General features: G+C 62.1%; 19 protein-coding genes. 8 read left to right on the top strand and 11 right to left on the bottom strand.

Features of this window, described 5'->3' with window-relative positions; translation table 11 throughout:
* Positions 1-48 precede the first annotated feature (48 nt).
* Positions 49-1,563: an S-layer homology domain-containing protein gene (locus GVL04_RS06035; RefSeq protein WP_159701051.1), complete on the top strand. Its 1,515-nt coding sequence runs from the start codon at positions 49-51 to the stop codon at positions 1,561-1,563.
* Between the two features lie 177 nt (positions 1,564-1,740).
* On the opposite strand, the gene GVL04_RS06040 is transcribed toward GVL04_RS06035, so the two are convergent.
* Positions 1,741-2,238, bottom strand: a complete 498-nt coding sequence (locus GVL04_RS06040) for a TM2 domain-containing protein (protein ID WP_200846761.1) — start codon at positions 2,236-2,238, stop codon at positions 1,741-1,743.
* Between the two features lie 151 nt (positions 2,239-2,389).
* Positions 2,390-3,322 carry an alpha/beta fold hydrolase gene (locus GVL04_RS06045; protein WP_235036187.1) on the bottom strand — a complete coding sequence of 311 codons (933 nt, stop codon included), beginning with the start codon at positions 3,320-3,322 and terminating at the stop codon, positions 2,390-2,392.
* A gap of 138 nt (positions 3,323-3,460) precedes the next feature.
* Here GVL04_RS06045 and GVL04_RS06050 point away from each other — a divergent pair, with 138 nt between their 5' ends.
* Both GVL04_RS06050 and GVL04_RS06055 read left to right on the top strand, forming a co-directional pair.
* Positions 3,461-4,645, top strand: a complete 1,185-nt coding sequence (locus tag GVL04_RS06050; protein ID WP_235036188.1) for a sensor histidine kinase — start codon at positions 3,461-3,463, stop codon at positions 4,643-4,645.
* Positions 4,642-5,307 carry a response regulator transcription factor gene (locus tag GVL04_RS06055; RefSeq protein ID WP_159701057.1) on the top strand — a complete coding sequence of 222 codons (666 nt, stop codon included), beginning with the start codon at positions 4,642-4,644 and terminating at the stop codon, positions 5,305-5,307. The genes GVL04_RS06050 and GVL04_RS06055 overlap by 4 nt, the downstream gene beginning before the upstream one ends.
* 20 nt (positions 5,308-5,327) lie before the next feature.
* Here the strand turns inward: GVL04_RS06055 and GVL04_RS06060 are convergent, their stop codons facing one another.
* A complete protein-coding gene (locus GVL04_RS06060; protein ID WP_159701060.1) occupies positions 5,328-6,164 on the bottom strand; it encodes an alpha/beta fold hydrolase in 837 nt (278 codons plus the stop codon).
* Positions 6,165-6,222: 58 nt separating this feature from the next.
* Here GVL04_RS06060 and GVL04_RS06065 point away from each other — a divergent pair, with 58 nt between their 5' ends.
* The 3 genes from GVL04_RS06065 (at position 6,223) to GVL04_RS06075 (ending at position 7,998) form a co-directional block, all read left to right on the top strand.
* On the top strand, positions 6,223-6,888 hold the full coding sequence (locus tag GVL04_RS06065) for a TetR/AcrR family transcriptional regulator (RefSeq protein WP_159701063.1): 666 nt from the start codon (positions 6,223-6,225) through the stop codon (positions 6,886-6,888).
* 9 nt (positions 6,889-6,897) lie between these two features.
* A complete protein-coding gene (locus tag GVL04_RS06070; protein WP_159701066.1) occupies positions 6,898-7,479 on the top strand; it encodes a DUF1349 domain-containing protein in 582 nt (193 codons plus the stop codon).
* A 108-nt stretch (positions 7,480-7,587) separates the two neighbouring features.
* A complete protein-coding gene (locus GVL04_RS06075) occupies positions 7,588-7,998 on the top strand; it encodes a MarR family winged helix-turn-helix transcriptional regulator (protein ID WP_159701069.1) in 411 nt (136 codons plus the stop codon).
* 37 nt (positions 7,999-8,035) lie between these two features.
* Here GVL04_RS06075 and GVL04_RS06080 read toward each other — a convergent pair whose 3' ends face one another.
* Positions 8,036-9,499, bottom strand: a complete 1,464-nt coding sequence (locus GVL04_RS06080; RefSeq protein WP_159701072.1) for a YdiU family protein — start codon at positions 9,497-9,499, stop codon at positions 8,036-8,038.
* Between the two features lie 51 nt (positions 9,500-9,550).
* On the bottom strand, positions 9,551-11,890 hold the full coding sequence (locus GVL04_RS06085; protein WP_235036189.1) for a glycosyltransferase family 2 protein: 2,340 nt from the start codon (positions 11,888-11,890) through the stop codon (positions 9,551-9,553).
* Positions 11,891-12,109: 219 nt separating this feature from the next.
* On the opposite strand from GVL04_RS06085, the gene GVL04_RS06090 reads away from it, so the two are divergent.
* Both GVL04_RS06090 and GVL04_RS06095 read left to right on the top strand, forming a co-directional pair.
* Positions 12,110-13,675, top strand: a complete 1,566-nt coding sequence (locus tag GVL04_RS06090; protein WP_159701075.1) for a chitinase — start codon at positions 12,110-12,112, stop codon at positions 13,673-13,675.
* Between the two features lie 118 nt (positions 13,676-13,793).
* Positions 13,794-15,332, top strand: a complete 1,539-nt coding sequence (locus GVL04_RS06095) for a hypothetical protein (protein ID WP_159701078.1) — start codon at positions 13,794-13,796, stop codon at positions 15,330-15,332.
* A 44-nt stretch (positions 15,333-15,376) separates the two neighbouring features.
* On the opposite strand, the gene GVL04_RS06100 is transcribed toward GVL04_RS06095, so the two are convergent.
* Genes GVL04_RS06100 through paaA form a run of 6 tightly spaced genes read right to left on the bottom strand, consistent with a single transcriptional unit; the run spans position 15,377 to position 20,225 of the window.
* Entirely contained in the window at positions 15,377-16,156 is a 780-nt protein-coding gene (locus GVL04_RS06100) for an enoyl-CoA hydratase/isomerase family protein (RefSeq protein WP_159701081.1), read from the bottom strand.
* Positions 16,157-16,164: 8 nt separating this feature from the next.
* Complete coding sequence (gene paaE, locus GVL04_RS06105) at positions 16,165-17,370, bottom strand: 1,2-phenylacetyl-CoA epoxidase subunit PaaE (RefSeq protein WP_159701084.1); 1,206 nt, start codon at positions 17,368-17,370, stop codon at positions 16,165-16,167.
* Positions 17,371-17,378: 8 nt separating this feature from the next.
* Positions 17,379-17,936 (bottom strand): 1,2-phenylacetyl-CoA epoxidase subunit PaaD, encoded by a 558-nt coding sequence (paaD, locus tag GVL04_RS06110; protein ID WP_200846762.1) that lies wholly within the window; start codon positions 17,934-17,936, stop codon positions 17,379-17,381.
* 5 nt (positions 17,937-17,941) lie between these two features.
* Positions 17,942-18,859 (bottom strand): 1,2-phenylacetyl-CoA epoxidase subunit PaaC, encoded by a 918-nt coding sequence (gene paaC, locus GVL04_RS06115; protein ID WP_159701090.1) that lies wholly within the window; start codon positions 18,857-18,859, stop codon positions 17,942-17,944.
* Complete coding sequence (gene paaB / locus GVL04_RS06120) at positions 18,856-19,233, bottom strand: 1,2-phenylacetyl-CoA epoxidase subunit PaaB (protein ID WP_159701093.1); 378 nt, start codon at positions 19,231-19,233, stop codon at positions 18,856-18,858. The genes paaC and paaB overlap by 4 nt, the downstream gene beginning before the upstream one ends.
* A complete protein-coding gene (paaA, locus tag GVL04_RS06125) occupies positions 19,230-20,225 on the bottom strand; it encodes a 1,2-phenylacetyl-CoA epoxidase subunit PaaA (RefSeq protein ID WP_159701096.1) in 996 nt (331 codons plus the stop codon). The genes paaB and paaA overlap by 4 nt, the downstream gene beginning before the upstream one ends.
* Positions 20,226-20,321: the final 96 nt, after the last annotated feature.

A 20,321-nucleotide genomic window follows, 5' to 3' on the forward strand; every position in this document is an offset into this window, starting at 1 on the left:
TGATGTATGCGCTGCTCAGAGCGCTCTAATCGAATATGGGGAACCCAGATGCCCAAGGCTCTTTCGTGGTTGGCGATACTATCGCTGGCCGCGTCGGCGGCTGTCTTTTTGCCGCAAACCGCGACCGCTTCGGACAAAGCAAGCGTCGCTGCTCTTCTCTCATCCTTGACCGTCGCCACTGAATCAAACACCGGCTACAACCGCGACCTGTTCCAGCATTGGGTGGACGCCGACAACGACAACTGCGATACCCGGTCCGAGGTCCTTCAACAGGAATCGTTGACACCCGTGACGTTCAGCTCCGGCTGCACAGTGGCCACAGGTAAGTGGACCTCCTGGTACGACGGCGCAACGTGGACAAATGCGTCCGACGTCGACATCGACCACCTCGTCCCCCTCGCCGAAGCCTGGGGTTCCGGCGCAAGCGCCTGGACGGCCGAACAACGCCGCGACTACGCCAACGACCTCACCTTGGACGTGGCCCTCGAAGCTGTGACCGACAACGTGAACCAGTCCAAGAGCGACCGAGACCCGGCAGAGTGGATGCCGCCGCTGGCAGGAACAGCCTGCCGGTACGCAACAGACTGGGTACTGGTGAAATACCGGTGGCAACTGGCAATCGACCAGGCCGAGTCGGCGGCCATCTCATCGGCCATCCAAGGCTCCTGTGCAACCACGCAGGTCACCGTTCCAACGATCGCCGTGGACGCTCCGCCCACAGAACCCATCACGTTCAGTGACGTCAACAGCTCCACCCAATTCAACGCAGAGATCTCCTGGCTCGCATCGCAAGGGATCTCAACAGGTTGGGTGGAAGCGAACGGGACGCGCACCTACCGCCCGCTCAGCCCCGTAAACCGTGACGCCATGGCAGCCTTCCTCTACCGTCTGGCCGGCAAACCTGCATTCACTCCCCCGGCGACGTCGCCGTTTACTGATGTGACGCCGTCGAGCCAGTTCTACAAGGAAATCACCTGGCTGGCCACGAGTGGCATCTCAACAGGTTGGACCGAAGCGAACGGTTCCAAGACCTTCCGTCCGCTCACACCCGTCAACCGTGACGCCATGGCAGCGTTCCTGTACCGCTTCGGCGGCAACCCGGACTTCTCCGAGCCGGGCACTTCCCCGTTCGAGGACGTCGCGGTGGGAACCCAGTTCTACAAGCAGATCACTTGGCTTGCAGCGCAGGGCATCTCCACCGGTTGGGACATCGGCTACGGCTGCCGCGCGTACAACCCGCTCCAGCCCGTGGCACGTGATGCCATGGCAGCGTTCATGTACAGGTTCGTCAACGGCGGCACCGGCGGCATCACTGGCAACACGTGCTCGCCTCCCCCGCCGCCCGTGACGCCCGAGCCGCCGACGCCGCAGCCACCGGTGACGCCGCCAGTTACGCCGCAGCCGCCGGCGAACCCGGGCAACAGCAAGAACTGCACGGACTTTGCTACGTGGCGCCAGGCACAGGACTGGTTCGACTACTACTTCCCGTGGTACGGCGATGTGGCCGGTCTTGACAGCGACGACGACCGCATCGCCTGCGAGACCCGCCCCGGTCACCCCTAGCGGAAAGCACGACGGCGGCCCCTGGCTTTGAGAGCAGGGTCCGCCGTTGCAGGGGCCCGACACGAGCAAAAGTATCGGCACCCGGTCAATTACCAGCTAGCACCATTAGAGTTGAAGTGTCCCGCCTGATCCCCCATCAGGCGGGACACTTTCGTTTCCAGTCAAATGGTCGGCACGTCAGTCGCGCAGGGGAACGCCCTGAGCATCCCTACGGAAGTACTCCGCTCCGGCGAGGATCATGATGCCCTCGATGAGGCCCCACAGTCCGATCAACCCGAACGTAAACACGCCCACCACGATGGTGAGGACCAACTGGACGACGCCGATGGTGGTGTAGCCCAGGTAGAAGCGATGGATTCCGAGGCCGCCAAGGAAAATGCCCAGCAGGCCAGCGGCGATTTTCGACTTTTGCTGCGGGTAGTAACCGTAGGGCACGTTGGGCTGCGGCTGCGCATAGTACTGGGGCTGCTGCGGCTGCGCATAGTACTGGGGCTGGCCATAGGGCGGTTGCTGCGGGGCCGGGGGCTGCGCAGGATACTGCGACTGGTATCCGTAGGGCTGCTGCGGCAGCGGCTGCTGGCCGTAGGGGGGCTGCTGGGCGTAAGGCGGCTGCTGCGCAAACGGCTCGCCGCCTTCCGGAATAGCCGGATTGTTGTCGGGCTGTTGCTGTGTCACGGTGATGCCTTTCGGAGAATGATGTTGCAGCCCACGGTGGTAGGGCGACGACAGTCAGCACCGGCATCCCCAACAATTCAATGTGCCAACTTCAGTTTGCCGGATTCACCCGTTGATCCCCGTGATTGTGCGCAACATTTCGCTCGCTGGCTTACGGGAAGCGGGTGGCCTGCCACTCCCGGAACTTGCCCGCGATATCGGCGGCGTGGGTGTGATGGAGGTAGTGCTCGCCCGGAAGGGGGACTACCGTACCGTCCGTAACGTTCGCTGCTTGACGTTCGTGCAGCCCCAGCCACTCAGGATTCTTCGCATTCTCGGAGACCACAAAGAGAAGCAAGGGCAGGTCCTCGGCGAAACCTGTCCCGAGCGCGCGCTCGAAGTTGCTCCGGATGTGGGTCATCTCGTTCAGATAGGTGGGCGTGATGGAGTTCCGGTTGGTCAGCATCTTCATCTGTTCCCGTGCGTGATCGGAGTACGCGTCGCTGTAGCCGTCACCGCCAACGGCCGCGAGGCGGAGGAGGCCCAGGCCTTTGGCCGCAGACAGGAGTCCGGTGGGGAACAGGGTGTCCATGCCGGGTTGTCCGGGAACGCTTGAGTCAACGCCCACGAACGCCGTCACCTCCTCCGGATACCGGGCTGCGTACTCGATGCCATAGATGCCGGCGATGGAGTGCCCCATCAGTGTGTACCGGTCAATGCGCAGTGCCTCAAGCGCCCCATGGACCTCCTGCACGATGTTCTCCGTGGTCCGCTCCCGATTCGTGCCATCGCTCAGACCATACCCAAACGGTTCCACCACAATCACGCGATGATCCTTGGCCAAATCCGTGACCAGCGGCTGAAAATCCAGGAAGGGCGATGAGGTACCGAACCCCGGCAGGAGCACAACGTTCTCCCCCGCGCCCGATACAACGACGTTCATCATGCCGCCGTCGACTGCCACTCGCTGCCCGTACGACTCGATCCGATGGCTCTCAGACCCGCTCGCCACTGCATTGACCACGGTTGTTGTGGCCAGTCCGACCGCAAGAACGGCACCAACTGCCGCGACCCCAACGAGCATTTTCCTAACGGACTTCTTCACTGCGCGCCTCCCCCAGGGCGCACCGTGCGCCCATGCCTCCAGCCTCGTCCTTCGCACAGCCACACGCGTCATCCCTTCGTGGTCACTTGGATACTGCGTTGGTGGTATGCGCATATCGTCCTCAGGATGCGACGGCCCATGTGGCAAGACCGCAATACTGGCAGGGTGCCGTCACTTCGCCCTCCAGGAATCAAGACACGCCTGAGCGATGTCATCGCCATAGCTGTGGTGGTTCTCTTCGCCGTCCTGCCGTTTCCGGACGAGGTCTTCCGAGCCCGCGGCCCGTTGCTCCTCGTTGCGCTTCTGCCCGTCGCGGCCATGCCTTGCCGCCGCCGCTGGCCAGCAGCAGCGCTGGGGCTGAGTCTCGGCTGCAGCGTCATCATCGCTTTCGCAGGCGTGCTTGCCCCGAGCACACTGGTTGCCGCCGTGATCGCAGCATTCTCAGTTGCAGACAGGACACGGCGCGTCCTTGGAATCGTGTCCGTGGCAGTCGCTGCGATGGTGGTCTTCTTGGTGAGCGCAGTGCCGCTCGGAGGGGACTTCTTTGACTCACGGGCCCTGCAGTTCGTCGCGTTCATCGTGCTTGCCGGCGCCATGGGCGACGCCGCCAGGTCGCGGCGTGAATACATCGCCGCAATGACTGAACGGGCGGAACGCGCCGAGCGGGGCAAGGATGAAGAAGCACGACGGCGGGTGGCTGAAGAACGCGTCCGCATCGCCCGGGATCTCCACGACCTTGTGGCGCACCAGATCTCGGTGATCAGCCTCAGCGCCGGCGTCGCATCCTCGTCGCTGGCGGGCCGCCCCGAACGGGCGCAGGAAGCACTGACAAGCATCCGCAGCGCCTCGAGAACTGTCCTCGCAGACATCGGCGCATTGATGGCCCTGCTGCGTGCCGAGAATACGGATGAACAACGTGACCTCCATCCTCAGGCGGGACTGGCACGGCTTGGTGAGCTCGTTGATCGCTTCAAGGACGCGGGCCTGGATGTCGAGCTGCAGCAGGCGCCAGGCATCGCGGCGCTCTCACCTGCCAGCGACCACGTCGCCTTTCTAGCTTTGCAGGAGGGACTCACCAACGCCCACAAGCACGGAGCAGGCGACCAATCCGCCGTCGGCATCCGCGCCCATGACGGTGACTTGATCCTGACTGTCACCAATCCCCTACGCGCGGACGATGCCCCAACGGTGCCCAGCGGGCACGGCCTGCGGGGTCTGCGCGAACGGGTTGCTGCCGTACGGGGCAGGGTCGAAACTGCGAGCCTCGACGGCGAATTCCAACTCGTGGTCACGTTGCCCGGCAGCGAAATGCCGCTCCGATGATCGACGTTCTTGTGGTTGACGATCAACCGCTGGTGAGGCAGGCGGTCCGTGACATCTTGTCTGATAGCGACGGCATCAACGTGGTCGGCGAAGCGGCGAACGGGCGGGAGGCAGTAAACGCCACTGCAGCATTGGCTCCGGACGTAGTGGTGATGGACATTCGGATGCCTGTGCTGGACGGGATAGCGGCTGCATCGGAGATCATTGCAGGCCCCTTCGGCAGTACTACGCGCGTCCTGATCCTCACCACCTTCGAGGAAGACGAGTACCTGGTGGCTGCCCTTCGTGCCGGAGCCAGCGGATTCATCGGAAAAGGAGCGGAGCCCGACGACATCGTGCGGGCAGTGCGCACCGTCCACCTCGGAGAAGCGCTGCTGTCCCCGATTGCGACGCGGGCACTGATCGAGCGTTTCGTGGCGACCCCTCCCACGGCATCCGTGTGGGAAGACAAGGTCCTGGCCCGCCTCACCGAACGGGAACGTGAGGTGCTCCTCCTCGTTGCCCGGGGAATGACGAATCAGGAGATCGCCGCCCGCCTTGTGATTTCTCCGCACACGGCGAAGACGCACGTCAACCGGATCATGACGAAAGTGCACGCCCGGGACCGGGCACATCTGGTGGTTTTGGCCTACGAATCGGGGCTGGTTAACGCGGGGCAGTGAATGACCGATCCACCCGGCCCCTATTCTGAGTAGAAATCGATGTAGGGCTGAACCAGCCGCTCCGGCGCACTGTTTGCTGTGTTGTGGCGGGCGTTGGGAATGACGAGGCTTTGCCCGAACGGGAGAACATCCATCAAGGCATCGCACGTCTGCCCGAAGTACGTCGAACTGTGGGAGCCGGTGCCCAAGAGAACCTTTGCTTCGATGCTTGAGTAGAAGGACGCCGGCTCCTCGTTGTCAAGGATCCGACTGATCTCAGGCCTGAAGGTGTGGATGAGGTCTTTCATCCTTTTTCCGTAGGTACTCTTCAGGAACAGCCCAGTCAGTGAGCGCTGAAGCCAGGCGGGCACATTCTTTGGCACCTCGTCAGGATTGGCGGCTGTGGCGACTATGGTCATCGCAGTGATGAGATCGCCGTCGTCGAGAGCCTGCTGGAAGTCGCCCAAGTAGCCCTTTGGCAGGTCCGTGCCTTCGATGGCAATCGCGGCATCGTACGTCCCAAGGTGGCTGATGGGTAAAGTACGCGCCGCCTGAAAGGCGATGAATCCTCCACCGCTGTGCGCGAACACGCGGGTGGAGTCAGTTGCTTGCATGACGGCCGAGAGATCCTCGATATCGGTGGCCACCGTGTCACTGTCCTGCATGGACCCGGCATCCGGCCTGCCGCGGCGGTTGTAGACATGGACGGTGAACGCGCAGGAGAGCTTCCCCGCAAGCCTCATGTACTCCGCGGACGAAGTACCTCCTCCGTGAAGCAGGATGAGACCGGGGCCTTCGCCGACCGTGAGCACCGGCACCAGAACGCCATTGGCTCCTGGCAGGTGCCACTTCTTTGCCTCAGGGTTTTGCTTGGCCATCTTTTCCTCTCATCACCGATTAACTGCTAACAACGTTCACAGTATATAGGATTGAGGCATGGCGGCCGAAGAAGTGAACAACCCGGTAAACGAGAGCGTGTGGTCCCGGCCCATTCGAAAGGCCCGCGGACCAGTTCCCCTTCACTCCCGGGACAGCATTGCTGCCGCAGGAATCAAGATCGCGGACGAAGAGGGCTTCCACAACGTAACAATGCGGGCCATCGCACGGGCGCTTGGGATGGTCGCTCCGGCCCTGTACCGCTACGTGAACTCACGCGACGAGATTGTTGAGCTCATGGTGGATGCCGCCATCGGTGCGCCGCCTGCAGTCGAACCGGGATCCGCATGGACGGACGCCATGCTCAACCTGGCAAACAGTCAACTCCTTCATCATCAAAGCCATCCATGGCTTATGCAGGCGTCCCTCGGGAGCAGGAGTTTTGGCCCCCATACCCTTGCCTGGTTCGAGGCCTATCTGAAGGCGATGAAGGATGCGGATGTAGCTGCTGAGAAGAAAATGGAGCTCATCGCTGTCGTCACGGGGCTCGTCTCACTCTTCGCCCAACAGAATCAAGCTGCCGGTTCCGCGTTCGCGTTTGAGCTGCTCTCCGTTGAAAGTCACCCAAATTTGGCAGCAACGCTTACCCAGCACAGTGGCCAGCCCGATCCGGAAGGCCCCTTCAACCGTGCCGTCCTTGCCCTCTGCACTGGACTAGTAAATTAAGGAACCCTTGTGATTTCTGACATTCCTTGGAGCCGCGGCGAGTGGACCAACCAGCCGGCCGCCGTCGTCGAGCAGGAAGGTGACCTTCTGGTGACTGCAGCCGAAAGCAGTGACGCCTGGCGCATCACGTCCTACGGTTTCATTCACGACACCGAACACGCGCTGCTCGCTCCGTTCCCACAGGACAGCGCCATGGAGGTTGAGTTCACCGCTGCGTTTTCCCAACAGTTCGACCAAGCAGGCATCTTCGTCCGGATCAGCGCCGAGCACTGGGTCAAGGCGGGCGTGGAATTTGCCGACGGCGCCGCTCAATTGGGCGCGGTGGTTACGGACGGCTTCTCGGACTGGTCCTTGGCACCTGTTCCAAAGTGGAACGGCGAACGGGCCCGCATCCGGATCAGTCGCCAAGGCGACGCCCTCACCATCCGGGCCGCTTCAGGCCGCAACGAACTCCAACTAGTGCGGGTCGTCCCGTTGGAGCCCGACCTTCCGGCGCACGCCGGACCGTTCACCTGCGCACCAACACGCGCAGGGTTGACCGTACCCTTCCACTCGTGGCGCACTACGCCCCCGGACAGCCAACTGCACTGACTTGGGATGCGGGCCAAGCGTTCCGTCCCAACCCGCACAGTCTGCCCCAATGGCACTCATGTAACCTAGTAAGCAAGCTGACTACTTTGGGAAAGCTGGGGTGCCTCAATGCCTGACATGGACCGATGGCCAACCAGCCGGTTGCTGTCCACTGCGGCGCGGCTCGTGGAGCTGGCATGGAATGAGAAGCTGCGACCCCTGGGGCTGACGTATCCGGCAGTACTCACCCTTGATACGGTGGCAACCGCAGGGCCCATCACGCCGGGGAAGCTTGCCCAGAGCGTACGCGTCCAAGCCCAAACCATGGGACCGCTGCTGTCCAGGCTTGAATCCCGAGGCTACATTCTCCGTCAGCCCAACCGCTTCGACCGCCGCAGCCAACTGGTGTCGATTACCGAAGTGGGGCTGGCGCTGCTCGAACAGTCCCACCGCTTGGAGAGCATTGTGCTGTCAGCCGTAAAATTGGACTCCGACGGTCTGCGCGAAGAGCTCCTGGCAATCGTGCGTCACGCCCCTTAGGGCTGCTGGGTTTCGACCCGTCTGTAGCCAGGCCCCGTTAAGTGCCGCAGAAGGTCCGGTAGGGACCGAAGCTCTCCGGCGCTGGCTCAGCATACTTTTCCAATCCCGGGCGTTCGCTGAACGGATCGGACACTGCTGCCAGCAACCGCTCCGCCGGGCCCGTGTCCCCCTCTGTTGCGGCGGACAGGGCCTCCTCCATCAGGTGGTTGCGCGGGATATAGATCGGGTTGACCCTGTCCATGGCGTCGGCATCAGGCGCCAGGGCGTGCCAACGTTCCAGCCATGCATCGAACGCTGCCAAGTCCAGAATCATGCCGCGGGCGGGCTCAACCTGCCCGCGGGCCGCCTTACCAAGGCTGCGGAAGAACGAGGTGTAATCCGCGCGCGACTCCTGAACCAGCTCAAGCAGGTCATCCACCAGAGGTGAGGCAACGCCGTCGTCAATTCCCTCAGGCAGCCCAAGTTTGGCTTGCATGCCGCTGAACCATGTGGCGCTGTACTGCTGGCGGTACGCATTCAGCGCCTCAACGGCAAGGGCCACCGCCTGCTCCTCGTCCTCGTGGATAAGCGACGCAAGTGATTCAGCAAATCGGGCAAGATTCCACTCCGCAACCAAGGGCTGGTTGCGGTAGGCATAGCGTCCCTGTTCATCAATGGAGCTGTAAACGGCCCCGGGATCAAAGCCATCCATGAAGGCGCACGGGCCGTAGTCGATTGTTTCGCCGGACACCGTCATGTTGTCGGTGTTCATGACGCCGTGAACGAATCCGACCAGCATCCACTGGGCCACAAGTTTCGCTTGGACCGATATGACGCTCTTGAGGAGTCCGAGGTAAGGGTTGCTTTCCCCGGCCGACGACGGGTGGTGTCGCTCGATGGCGTGATCAGCGAGGCGGCGGAGCAGATCCACGTCGTTGGTGGCCCGGGCGTATTGGAAACTACCCACGCGCAAGTGGCTGCTGGCCACCCGGGTCAGGACGGCCCCCGGCAGGAGAGTCTCACGCTGAACCTGACGCCCTGTCCCGACAACGGCAAGGCTTCTGGTGGTAGGAATGTTCAGGGCATGCATCGATTCACTCACGATGTACTCGCGCAGCATCGGGCCAACCGCTGCCAGGCCATCACCATTCCGGGCAAACGGCGTGCGCCCCGAGCCTTTGAGGTGGATATCGCGGAGCTTCCCGTCGTCGCCGGCGACCTCGCCCAGCAGCAGGGCACGCCCATCCCCCAACCGGGGTGAGTACCAGCCGAACTGGTGACCTGAGTATGCCTGGGCCACGGGAGTTGCTTCTTCCGGTAGGGCATTACCGATCAGCAGCCGAATGCCCTCGGGGCTCCGGAGGAAATGAGGATCAAAACCAAGCTCGACGGCGAGTGGCTGGTTGAGGGCCAGAAGCTGCGGGTCGGCGGCCTCCTCCGCCCGCCATGGAATGGCCAACTCCGGGAAGTCCCGGGCGAAAAACCCCTCGAAGGCGATGGTGGAACGCGCTACGTCACTCATCGCTTAAGGATACCGATGCGGTCCTGGATTGCCTGGGCGGAGTTACGGGCATCACCGCAATGAGATACGACGACGGCGGTCGGTTCCGCCGCGGAGGTCCCGGTTAAGCCTGCGGTCACCGTGGTAGAGAATCGATTCCCAGTCCACTTCCTCCGCGGTCTTTGGCACTACCAGGGACTCGGGCTTGGCCTTGGACTTGGGAGTCACGTAAAGCCAGTTGACGGCACCGAGGAAGACATCCACGGCAGAATTCCAGATGCCGATGTATGCCTGGATGCAGGTCATGGCCAGGACGGCATTCAACGAAGCGAAGGCTACGTTTCCCCAGTTACCTTGCTGGGCGTCCCTCCAGATCGTCAGGACTGAGAACGCGACGATTGCATAGGGAATCAACACATAAATGGCCGGCGCAGCTGTCCTGTTCTTCACTTTGGGTGTACGGACAAAGGGGATCTTGTCCCCCGTCAGGCCCTGTTGCAGAGACTTCAAAACACCGGCCAGGTTGACCGGGAGCAGGATGAGGTTGAAGCCGTAGATCCGGAAAATGTCGCTGAACCGGTGCCCGCAGTCGCGAAGGTCCGAACCCATGCACAGGAAGTACGGGAGGGCGGCGATGAAGACTGCAGGACTGAGCAGCCTGCTGTCATAGGGGTAGGCCAACAGGAAGAGAAGTCCAAAGCTGGCCCACGTAATAGACGCCATATAGTTCACTCGCAGCAGCACTTCGCGGAGGAGTATCCGTTGCCGTTGGCTGCGCCTATGGGACAGTTGGTTCCACAGTTTGGGAAGGATCAGCAACCCGCCATTGGCCCAGCGCCGCCGTTGAACCACGAGTGAGCCGAAGTCAGGTGGTGTGGCGCTGTAACTCAGGCGCTCCGGATAATTGACGAGCTTCCAGCCATGGGTGCCCAGGTCGATGCTGGACTCGGTGTCCTCAATGACCGTGCGGTCCTGAATGTAGGTACGGATTTCGAACCCGCCCACTGTCTCCACTTCCACGATGTCTTCAAGCGCGCATTTGCGGATGATCGCGTTGGCACCCACCCAGAACGTAGCACCGTAGTACGTCATGCCTTGGTGGAGAATGTGCTGGATGTCGGTTGTGGCGCCTGCGATTCTCTCGATCCTGGTGGGGGCGCCGCGGAACGATGAATACGGCGTTTGCGTCACCGCCACGCGTTCATTGCCGGCAGACTCAAGGAAATAGACCAGCCGCAGGCAATAGTCCCGCAGGAGCAGGGAGTCCGCGTCCAAAGTCAGCAAATATGTGCTGTCCGGAACCAGCAGGTCGTCCTCACGCGGAACCAGCGAAGGCCGCAGCACCACGCTTCCGGCAGTTTCTTCCCGGCGCCACCTTTTGCCCATGAGGGAGATGTAGGCATTGAGGTTCATGGCTTTGTTGGCCTCATGGGAGAGGCTGGCGTACTTCTTGCGCTCAAACGTCTCCGTGCGGACGTTGAAAATCCAAGTGAGGCGGAGGTAAAGCTGCTCCATGCGCTCCGGGCTGGGCGCAGCATTCTGGGCTGTGGCTGCTTTGAGTGCCAACAACACAAGGCGAAGTTCGCGCGCCAGTCCCATGATGACCAGGTCCACGAAGAATTCATCCACGTGGTCCTCAACGGTCTCGGCCTCAGCCATCGCCTCCAACCATTCAACGGCTGCCTCATACTCGCCGATCAGGAGTTGGAGCTCCCCGGTCTCATTGGCAGCTGAACCTTGCCTCTCCCTAAAAGCTGCAAGGGCATCGTTGGCACGCCCTGCCGGGGCTGACATCGCGTCTTCAATTTGCCCTGCCAACGCACGGGTTTGGTCAAGTCGTTGAATCTTCTCGGGCTCAGTGGGGTGGGGAGGGTCATCGAGCAACAACACCACTCGCAGATCCGGGAATTCCTGAAGAGCGGCCGACCACAGCGTTCCCCTCACTACCTGTGGTTCTTCGGCATAGGACGGCACCAAAACGGTCACGGCCTCGCTGTAATGGGCAAAATGGTTATCCAACTCCCCACGGGGTACCCGCCGGTGTTCCTTAAACCGATAGAGAGCTCCTTGCCGCGCCATGAGGTACATGAGGGCTGAGAACGTCAGGAAAGTGACCACAATGAGGTAGGAAATCGATTCGAACCCGAATCGAAACCCGGAGTTTGGGTTGTCAACGAACTGTCGAATGATGGTGGAGACAACGTAATAAATCCACGCTCCCACCGTCACCAAAATAGCCAGCCTGCCGAGCACGATCTTTCGTGAAGAGGGCGTTGGATGAACAATTGCCAAGGGCTCGGAGCGACGCTCGGATCCCCACTGACGCTTTCGTACGGCGCTTTCCAGGCGCTCGGGGGGAAGCAAACCGGAATCCCGCGCAAGTTCAGGTGAAACAACCAACTGGTCCGTCATAGTTCCCCATCAGACTGTGACCGGGCCAAAAGCCCGATGTCCGGTTGAACGTCCGCCTTTTCGTAGCAAAAGCGTCGCCGATTGCCCTTATAGTAATCGATAACAGGTGCCTTATGATTCCCGCGTAATCGACGGAAATCACTTGGACATTTTTAGGTCTTGTCAAGAGGCTAATAACATCCAGTCGCTCGAATTTCCAGTGTCAACGTTGGGGGATTTATGTCGAAACACTTTCCTGGGCGAAAGTTGTCCTGGATTCGGCTCTCCGTTCTGGTCGCTGTTATAGCGGTACTGGTGGGCGCCGGCGTCGTTTCCTGGCGGACCTACACAGATACCCGTGCCGCCGCAGCCTCACCATCGGTCTTCACCGGATACGTTGATGTAACCGCGACCCCACGGTACGCATTCGAGCAACCAGCAACAGAAAACACCAAGTCAGTAGCGTTGGCTTTCATCGTGGCCGATGCGAAAGACGGGTGCACACCTTCCTGGGGGTCGTTCTACAGCCTTGATGCGGCCGCCTCGGAATTGGACCTCGACCGGCGGATCGCCCGGCTACGGCAAACCGGCGGAGACATCGCAGTCTCCTTCGGCGGGCTATCAAACCGGGAACTTTCCACCGCCTGCACTGATGTAGGACGTTTGCAGCAGGCTTATTCGGCCGTAGTGGACCGCTACGACCTGGCCACCATTGACCTGGATATCGAAGGCACCGCACTGGCTGACAAGGCTGCCATTGCACGGCAGGCCAAAGCCATTACAGCTCTGCAGAAAGACCGGCAGGCGGAGGACAAGAACCTGTCCGTCTGGCTGACGCTCCCCGTGGCCCCAGCCGGGCTGACCGCTGACGGTACTGCCGCCGTCGCACAAATGCTTGCCGCCGGAGTGGAACTTGCCGGCGTCAACATCATGACCATGGACTACGGCGAAAGCCGGGTTGCCGGGCAGTCCATGCTGCAGGCCTCCATCGCGGCCGCAGAAGCCACCCATGCCCAATTGGGAGACATCTACTCTGCCGCGCAACAGAACCTCGGTGCACAGACGCTGTGGCGCAGGATCGGTCTCACCCCCATGATCGGCCAGAACGACATTGTGGCCGACGTGTTCACCCTGGCCGATGCGCAGGGCCTTCACGACTTCGCGCAGGGCAAAGGCATCGGCAGGATGTCCATGTGGTCCTTGAACCGGGATGCCGAATGCGGGCCGAACTATCCCACCCTCACCGTGGTGTCCGACGCTTGCAGTGGTGTGGCGCAAGGCAGCACCAGGTTCTCGGACGTCCTGGGAGCCGACATCGACTCCAAGGTCACTGACGCCCCCAGCTCCACGTTGCCGACGGGCAAAACCACGGCCACGGCGGTAGTGGACGACCCCGCCACCAGCCCCTATCCGATCTGGTCCCCCGTGGCCACCTACGTGCAATCAGACAGGATCGTCTGGCAGGGCAACGTTTACGAGGCCAAGTGGTGGACAAAGGACGACGTGCCCAACGACCCGGTCCACGACGGCGCCGCGGCGCCATGGAAGCTGATCGGCCCCGTTCTTCCCGGTGACCGCCCCGCACCCGAAATCACTGTCCCAGCAGGAACCTACCCCGCCTGGTCCGCCACCACCGTCTACCACAAGGGCGACCGGGTGATGCTGGACCAGCACGTCTTCGAAGCCAAATGGTGGGTCCAAACCCAGAGCCCTGAGGCGGCACTGCAGGGCTCCTCGGACTCAGCCTGGACGAAACTGACCAACGAAGAGCTGACCAAGTTACTCTCGACCACGGCTCCGAAATAGGCCGGGCTAACACCAGACGGGCTGCGCTGCTGCTTTCGGCGCGTTCAGGTGGGTCCGTGCGCTGTATTCTCTATCTGAGCCACGCCTGGCTGACCTTTTTAATGTCCCTGGGGGAACCATGAATCACGCTCCATCGGCGCTGCCCACCGCCCGCCTGAAGTCTGCGGGGCTCGGCATCGCAGCCGTCGGCCTCGCGATGCTGCTTGCATCCTGCAGCTTCCTCCCTCAGCAAGCTTCGCCTGCTCCAAGCACGCCAGCGCCGAGCAACGCTCCACCGGAGCGAAACACGGAAATCACGACAGCGGCATGGGAAGTTGCGCTCGAACCCCTCGGACAGCCTGTGGTGGCCGACGGTGTTGCCTTGGTTTACGCCAAGAGCGCGGCAGGCGTCGCCGCCCATGCCATTTCTGTTGACGACGGCAGAGAGCTGTGGACGCAGCCAGTTCATCCCGGATACGACGCACCTGGTGTCCCGCTTGAACCTGTCGTGGCCAGGACTGCCACTGGCAAGAGTGCGGCGATCTTCCTGCAGGCGGCAACACCACCAGCCAATGACGGCGGCGTGGCATGGTGGACTGCCCCAGTCGCCTTTGACCTGACAACCGGAAGGGAAATCTATCGCGGGAGGGAAGAACTGGTCAGCACTCGTCCCTTTGCCTGCGACGACGTCCAAGACATGTGCTTCATCGCCTTCGATGAAGAATCCCACACCGTGGAGCACTGGGTGGACTTGGAATCCGGCGAGGAATCGGGTGGTCCCGACATCAACCCCCTCATCGGGAACTTCCGACCTGTGGGCAAAGAACTCTACTCGGTGGTGACGGACGGCGTTGAAAAGCTGGCGCATGTCTCCTACGGCGAGGTGCTCTGGGAAGTCGGGATAGAAGAAATCTTTGGCAAAGGGGCCAGCACCGGCAGGGGCTGGCACTTCATCTACTCCGAGAAGCTGGACCTCTACGTCGGCTCCGTTGGAATCAACCCCACGGATATCTCGCCCGAAAAATTCTCCGAGCAAACCTTCTCACTGAACCTGCGCGAATCCACTAAAACCGTGGGGTTCCGGGCTTCAAGCGCCCGGGTTCTCTGGGCAGCTGAAGGATCGCAGGTGGAGTGCGCCAAGACAATTGGAACCAAAGCCACCAAGTTGGAAGGCGGCGAGGCATTCCCTGTTCGGTGCGAGTACACCGAGGGCCACATTGAGTTCCCCGCCGGGAAATACCGCGGTGGTCTATCGAAGCTGGTCGGCTACGATCCACTCACCGGCGACGCCGCTTGGGAAACCAAGGCGGTAGAGGTCCGGAGCTGGGGCGACTACGGCCTGTTGCCGTCGTTGAGCCCTGGAGACCGGGTTATTGCAGGCACTTTTTGGAATGCAAACCTATGGGACACCGCCAGCGGGAAATACCGAGGAACATCGTTCGAGGACGTCTTCGTGTGTTTGAAGGAGACGACTTACACCATGCCCCCTCATGGCCCTTACCAGGATGCTCCCGGCGCAGGATCTTTCTCAGCCTTCCCGTGCATAAAGGGCGGCACGGCCGTCCCAACCCTCACTTACGGTGCCCTCACCGACGTGAATACAACGGACAAAGGCATGGCCGTCATCTCCTTGGAAGGAAAAGTGGCTGGCTACAAGCTCCTGAACGGCTTCGTCTAGAAATTCCCCAGGCAGCCCCTCGGCGTGGGCGGGACCGGCCAGCGCTAGCCCTTGAAAACCGGCGCACGCTTCTCCTGGAAAGCCCGGAAGCCCTCGGCGTAGTCGTCGGTCTTGCACAGCCGGGCCTGCTCGGCGTTCTCCTCGGCCATGGATGCCCACAGGCCCAGGCGCTGGTCACGGATGTGGGCCACGAGTTCCTTGGATGCATTGAAGGCTTCGGTCGCCCCGACAGCTACCCGCGAAACGATCTCCCGCGTCTCGTCAAGCAAGACATCGGCAGGCATCGCCCTGCTGAACATCCCCTGGGCCACTGCTTCGGCCCCGGAGATGAGGTCGGCCGTGTAGATCAGGTCCAGGGTGCGGTGCATTCCGAGCCGCTCCGTAAAGTACCAGTGGCCGCCCGAGTCCAGGGTGGCCCCCAGCTTCGCAAAGGGAGAACCGAACTTGGCGTTCTCCGCCACGTAGACCACATCGGTGGCCAGCAACAGCCCCAGCCCGACTCCCAGGCAAGCGCCGTGTGCGGCAGCGAATGTCGGCGTCGGGAAGGCTGCCATTTTCTTCAGCAGCGGCTCCACGAGTCCGCCGAGGTAGGCCTGTGCGTCGTCGGTTTCCGGAGTCACAGCGGCAATGTCGCGGCCGGCGCAGAAGGCGCGTCCCTCTCCGCGCAGCAGCAGCGCCCGCACCTCACCACGTGAGACGGCGGCAGCAGCGTCGTCGTACGCCTTATCCAGTTCGGCAAGCGCGTCCTCGTTGAGCGAGTTCAGCTTTTCGGGGGCATTGAGGACAATTTCGGCAATGCCGTTGGCAATGGAGAGCTCGATCATGGGACTCCTTAGACGTCGAAGTCGACGGTAACTTCTTCGCTGGTGGGGTGGGACTGGCAGGTGAGGACGTAGCCCTTGTCCAGCTCGTCCTGTTCAAGGGCGTAGTTCTCATCCATGGTCACCGTACCGGTGATCAATTTGGCGCGGCAGGTGCCGCAGACGCCGCCTGCACAAGCGAACGGAACATCCGGGCGAACGCGCAGGGCCGCGTTGAGGATGGATTCGCGGGCATGGGTGGGGCTGGCGACGTCGCCGGTGAGGCCATCCAGCGTGAACGTGATCTTGAAGGTGTCCTGCGACTCGTCCTCCACAACCGGGCGGCCGGCATTTCCTTCGGGACGGTCCGGGCGGCCGGTGGTGAACAACTCAAAACGGACGTGCTCAGGCTCTACGCCGCGGGCTGCCAGGGTATCGCGGCACAGCTGGACCAGTTCGAACGGCCCGCACAGGAACCACTCATCCACGTCTTCGGCATGGATTGCGCTGCTCAGCAGGGACTGGAGCTTCTCCGAATCAATGCGGCCGGTCATCAGCGGCGCGATGCGCTGTTCACGGGACAGTACGTGGTGCAAAGCCAGGCGCGACGGGTATTTGTCCTTCAGGTCCGCCAACTCCTCCAGGAACATGACATCCATGGCGGCCTTGTTGGCATAAACGAGGTCAAACTTGGTTTCCGGATTCGCGGCCAGCAGTGTCCGTGCAATCGCGATCACCGGGGTGATGCCCGAGCCCGCAGCAATAGCCACGAAGCTGCCCGGCTCCCCCGCCAGTTCCTCCGGGTGGTTCATGGAGTTCATGACGTTGTGCTGGACCGACGAGCCGTCCTTGCCGTGCCGGGAAATGAACGCGCCCTGCGGGCTCATGACATCCAGGACGTCGCCGGCCTTCAATTCGGCGTTGGCCCACGTGGAGAAGATGCCGCCAAGGTCCTTCTTGATGGCCACCCGGATCTCGCTGCTGCCGTCCTCGAAGCTGCGCGGCTCAGCGCAAATCGAGTAGCTGCGGCGGACCTCGTGCGGCTCGCCGTTGTCATCAGGAAGCGAGGTGCGCAGTGCCACGTACTGGCCCGGAAGGTAGTCGTACTGGCCGGCCAGCTCGGCGGGAACACCGAACGTGACCTCGATGGCATCGTCCGTGAGGCGCCGGACTTCCGCGACGGTCAGGTTATGGAAAGACGCACGACGGCGGCTGGCCGTCTGGGTTTCGGTGGTCATGGAATTCCTTAGAGGACTTTGAAGTAGTCGAACGGTTCCTTACAGTCCTGGCAGACGAACAACGCCTTGCAGGAGGTGGAACCAAAGCGGGTGAGTTCCTTGGTGTTCAACGACGAACACTGCGGGCATTTCACGGCAAGGCTCAAGCGGACAGGACCGGAGTGGCCACCGGCGGCAGCCATGCCGGTGGGCGGGGCAATCCCGTACTCCTCCAGCTTGGCTTTGCCGGAATCCGTCATCCAGTCAGTGGTCCACGCCGGCGACAACACCAGGTTGATGTGCACGCTCGCGTAGCCCTCCTTCCCGAAAGCTGTCCGCAGATCGTCACCAATGGCGTCCATCGCCGGGCAGCCGGAGTACGTGGGCGTGATGGTGACCTCGACGGCGGTACTTGAGGGGCCGCCGTCGTGCTCGCCTGCCGCTTCGCTCGGGACTACCCGCACGCCACGCAGGATCCCCAGGTCCTCGATGGTGAGGACCGGGATCTCCGGATCGCAGACCGTGGACGCAATGTCCCATGCCCGCTGCTCAGCTGTACGTAGCTGCGTCCGTGACTGCGTCGTCATGGTGGTCACCAGCTCGCGCCGGGGTGTTCGCGGGCCAGTACCTGCATTTCAGCGAGGATGTAGCCCAGGAATTCGGAGTGCTTGCCACGGCGGCCACCGCCCAGGGACTGCGGGACGCCGGGGATTTCCAGCTCGGCCTCGGCCATGATCTCGCCGGTGAGTCGGTCGAACTCAGCACGCAGGCTGGAGGGCTGCACCGCGACGCTGGCCTCCGCCAGGCGGGTGGTGAGCTCGTCGTCTTCGAAGAGTTCGTCCACATACGGCCACACAAGCTTGAAGCCCTGGATGATGCGCTCGCGGGACTCCTCCGTGCCGCCGGCCAGGCGAAGTACCCACTGGGCGCTGTGGTCGCGGTGGTAATCCACTTCCTTGACGGCCTTCGCGGAGATGGCAGCGAGGGTGGCGTCGGTGGACTCCATGAGCTTTGTGTAGAGCTCGTACTGGTAGAAGCTCACGATGAACTGCCGGGCAATGGTGACTGCGAAGTCGCCGTTGGGCTGCTCAAAGAGGTGCGCGGAACGGAACTCGTGCTCGCGGCGGAAGTAGGCCAGGTCGTCCTCCGACTTGCCCCAAGCGGCGCCGGCGTAGGTCAGGAACGACCTTGCGTGGCCCAACTGGTCCAGGGCAATGTTGCCCAGCGCGATGTCTTCCTCCAGCTCGGGCGCACGGGAAATCCAGTGGCCCAGGCGCTGGGCGAGGATCAGTCCGTCGTCGCCGATGCGCAGCGCAAACTCTGCAACATCCTCGCTGGGCTTGACCTGCCCGCGGCTGATTTCGAGGGCGATGTCTTCGGGCCGCAGCGCGTTGCCCGGCGTGATGCGGGTGGCGCTGGCGGAACCGTCGCCCGAAGCGCCGGCTCCGTGGACGCCCACGGAAATGTCCCCGTGGCCTTCGATGGCGAAGTCAGTGTCTTTGGTAGTCACAGGTGCTTCACGCCTTCGCTCTTGGTGTAGTACGTTGCGTGGCGGTAATCCTTGCCCTGCGGGGACTCAAAGAAGGAACCCTTGGAGTCGGGATCGCTGGAGGAAATCGCCTCGGCCGGGACAACCCAGATGGAAACGCCCTCGTTGCGGCGGGTGTAGAGGTCGCGGGCGTTCCGGAGGGCCATGGCGGCGTCCGGTGCGTGCAAAGAACCGGCGTGCACGTGGGACAGGCCTCGGCTGGAGCGCACGAAGACCTCCCACAGGGACCATGGGGATTCCTGGTGCTCTTCCGTGGTGGCCGCAACCTTGGGTGCTTCGCGGTTGATTTCGCTGGCGGCGCTGCCCGGTGCTTCCGGGTTACCGTGAGGGCTCATGCTGCGTGTTCCTTCTGTGCTTGCTTACGGGCGTAGGCCACTGCGGCTTCGCGAACCCAGGCACCGTTTTCGTGTGCCTCACGGCGGCGCTCAACGCGCTGCGAGTTGCAGGGACCGCGGCCGGCAAGGACTTCCTTGAACTCGTTCCAGTCCAGGGGTCCGTGCTCCCATTTCTTGGTTTCTTCGTTGAAACGGACGTCTTTGTCAGGCAGGGTCAAGCCGAGGACCCGGACCTGCTCCACCATCATTCCGACGAACCGGCTGCGCAGCTCGTCGTTGCTGAAGCGCTTGATGTTCCAGGCCATGGACTGCTTGGAGTTGGGTGAATCGTCATCCGGCGGGCCGAACATCATCAGCGACGGCGCGTACCAGCGGTTCACTGCGTCCTGGGCCATCTGCTTCTGCGCAGGCGTCCCGTTGGCAAGTTCCAGCAGGATCTCAAAGCCCTGGCGCTGGTGGAACGATTCTTCCTTGCAGATGCGCACCATTGCGCGACCGTAGGGACCGTACGAGGCACGGCACAGGGGCACTTGGTTGCAGATGGCGGCGCCATCAACAAGCCAGCCAATGGCTCCCATGTCTGCCCAGGAAATCGTGGGGTAGTTGAAGATGGACGAATACCGGGCCTTGCCGGCAATCAGGTCTTCCATCATCTGGTCCCGGGACTGGCCCAGGGTCTCGGCTGCCGAGTACAGGTAGAGACCATGGCCGGCCTCATCCTGGACCTTGGCCATGAGGATGGACTTGCGCTTCAGGCTCGGCGCCCTGGTGATCCAGTTGGCTTCCGGCTGCATGCCGATGATTTCCGAGTGCGCGTGCTGCGAGATCTGGCGCAGCAAAGTCTTGCGGTAAGCCGCGGGCATCCAGTCGCGCGGTTCGATGCGCGAGTCCTCCGAAATGATGCGATCAAAATACGCCTGACCGGCTGCCTCCCGCTCCTGCTCCTCCGGGGACAGCTCAGCGGGCACTGACTGCAGATTCTGCGATGCCATGGTTGCTCCTAATAAATTACCGACCGTTCGTTCAGAATATGCGGAGGGGGTGTTTTCAGTCAAGGTCCGGGTTCCTTTACCTCAGCCTCACTTTCC

Origin of the sequence: Arthrobacter sp. 18067 (assembly GCF_902706295.1) — a bacterium.
GTDB lineage: Bacteria > Actinomycetota > Actinomycetes > Actinomycetales > Micrococcaceae > Arthrobacter.

Excerpts from the sequence above, each read along its gene's own strand:
- GVL04_RS06035 (WP_159701051.1), top strand. The coding sequence starts at position 49 with ATGCCCAAGGCTCTTTCGTGGTTGGCGATACTATCGCTGGCCGCGTCG.
- GVL04_RS06050 (WP_235036188.1), top strand. The coding sequence starts at position 3,461 with ATGTGGCAAGACCGCAATACTGGCAGGGTGCCGTCACTTCGCCCTCCA.
- GVL04_RS06055 (WP_159701057.1), top strand. The coding sequence starts at position 4,642 with ATGATCGACGTTCTTGTGGTTGACGATCAACCGCTGGTGAGGCAGGCG.
- GVL04_RS06060 (WP_159701060.1), bottom strand. The coding sequence starts at position 6,164 with ATGGCCAAGCAAAACCCTGAGGCAAAGAAGTGGCACCTGCCAGGAGCC.
- GVL04_RS06065 (WP_159701063.1), top strand. The coding sequence starts at position 6,223 with ATGGCGGCCGAAGAAGTGAACAACCCGGTAAACGAGAGCGTGTGGTCC.
- GVL04_RS06075 (WP_159701069.1), top strand. The coding sequence starts at position 7,588 with ATGCCTGACATGGACCGATGGCCAACCAGCCGGTTGCTGTCCACTGCG.
- GVL04_RS06080 (WP_159701072.1), bottom strand. The coding sequence starts at position 9,499 with ATGAGTGACGTAGCGCGTTCCACCATCGCCTTCGAGGGGTTTTTCGCC.
- GVL04_RS06085 (WP_235036189.1), bottom strand. The coding sequence starts at position 11,890 with ATGACGGACCAGTTGGTTGTTTCACCTGAACTTGCGCGGGATTCCGGT.
- GVL04_RS06090 (WP_159701075.1), top strand. The coding sequence starts at position 12,110 with ATGTCGAAACACTTTCCTGGGCGAAAGTTGTCCTGGATTCGGCTCTCC.
- GVL04_RS06095 (WP_159701078.1), top strand. The coding sequence starts at position 13,794 with ATGAATCACGCTCCATCGGCGCTGCCCACCGCCCGCCTGAAGTCTGCG.
- GVL04_RS06100 (WP_159701081.1), bottom strand. The coding sequence starts at position 16,156 with ATGATCGAGCTCTCCATTGCCAACGGCATTGCCGAAATTGTCCTCAAT.
- paaE (WP_159701084.1), bottom strand. The coding sequence starts at position 17,370 with ATGACCACCGAAACCCAGACGGCCAGCCGCCGTCGTGCGTCTTTCCAT.
- paaD (WP_200846762.1), bottom strand. The coding sequence starts at position 17,936 with ATGACGACGCAGTCACGGACGCAGCTACGTACAGCTGAGCAGCGGGCA.
- paaB (WP_159701093.1), bottom strand. The coding sequence starts at position 19,233 with ATGAGCCCTCACGGTAACCCGGAAGCACCGGGCAGCGCCGCCAGCGAA.
- paaA (WP_159701096.1), bottom strand. The coding sequence starts at position 20,225 with ATGGCATCGCAGAATCTGCAGTCAGTGCCCGCTGAGCTGTCCCCGGAG.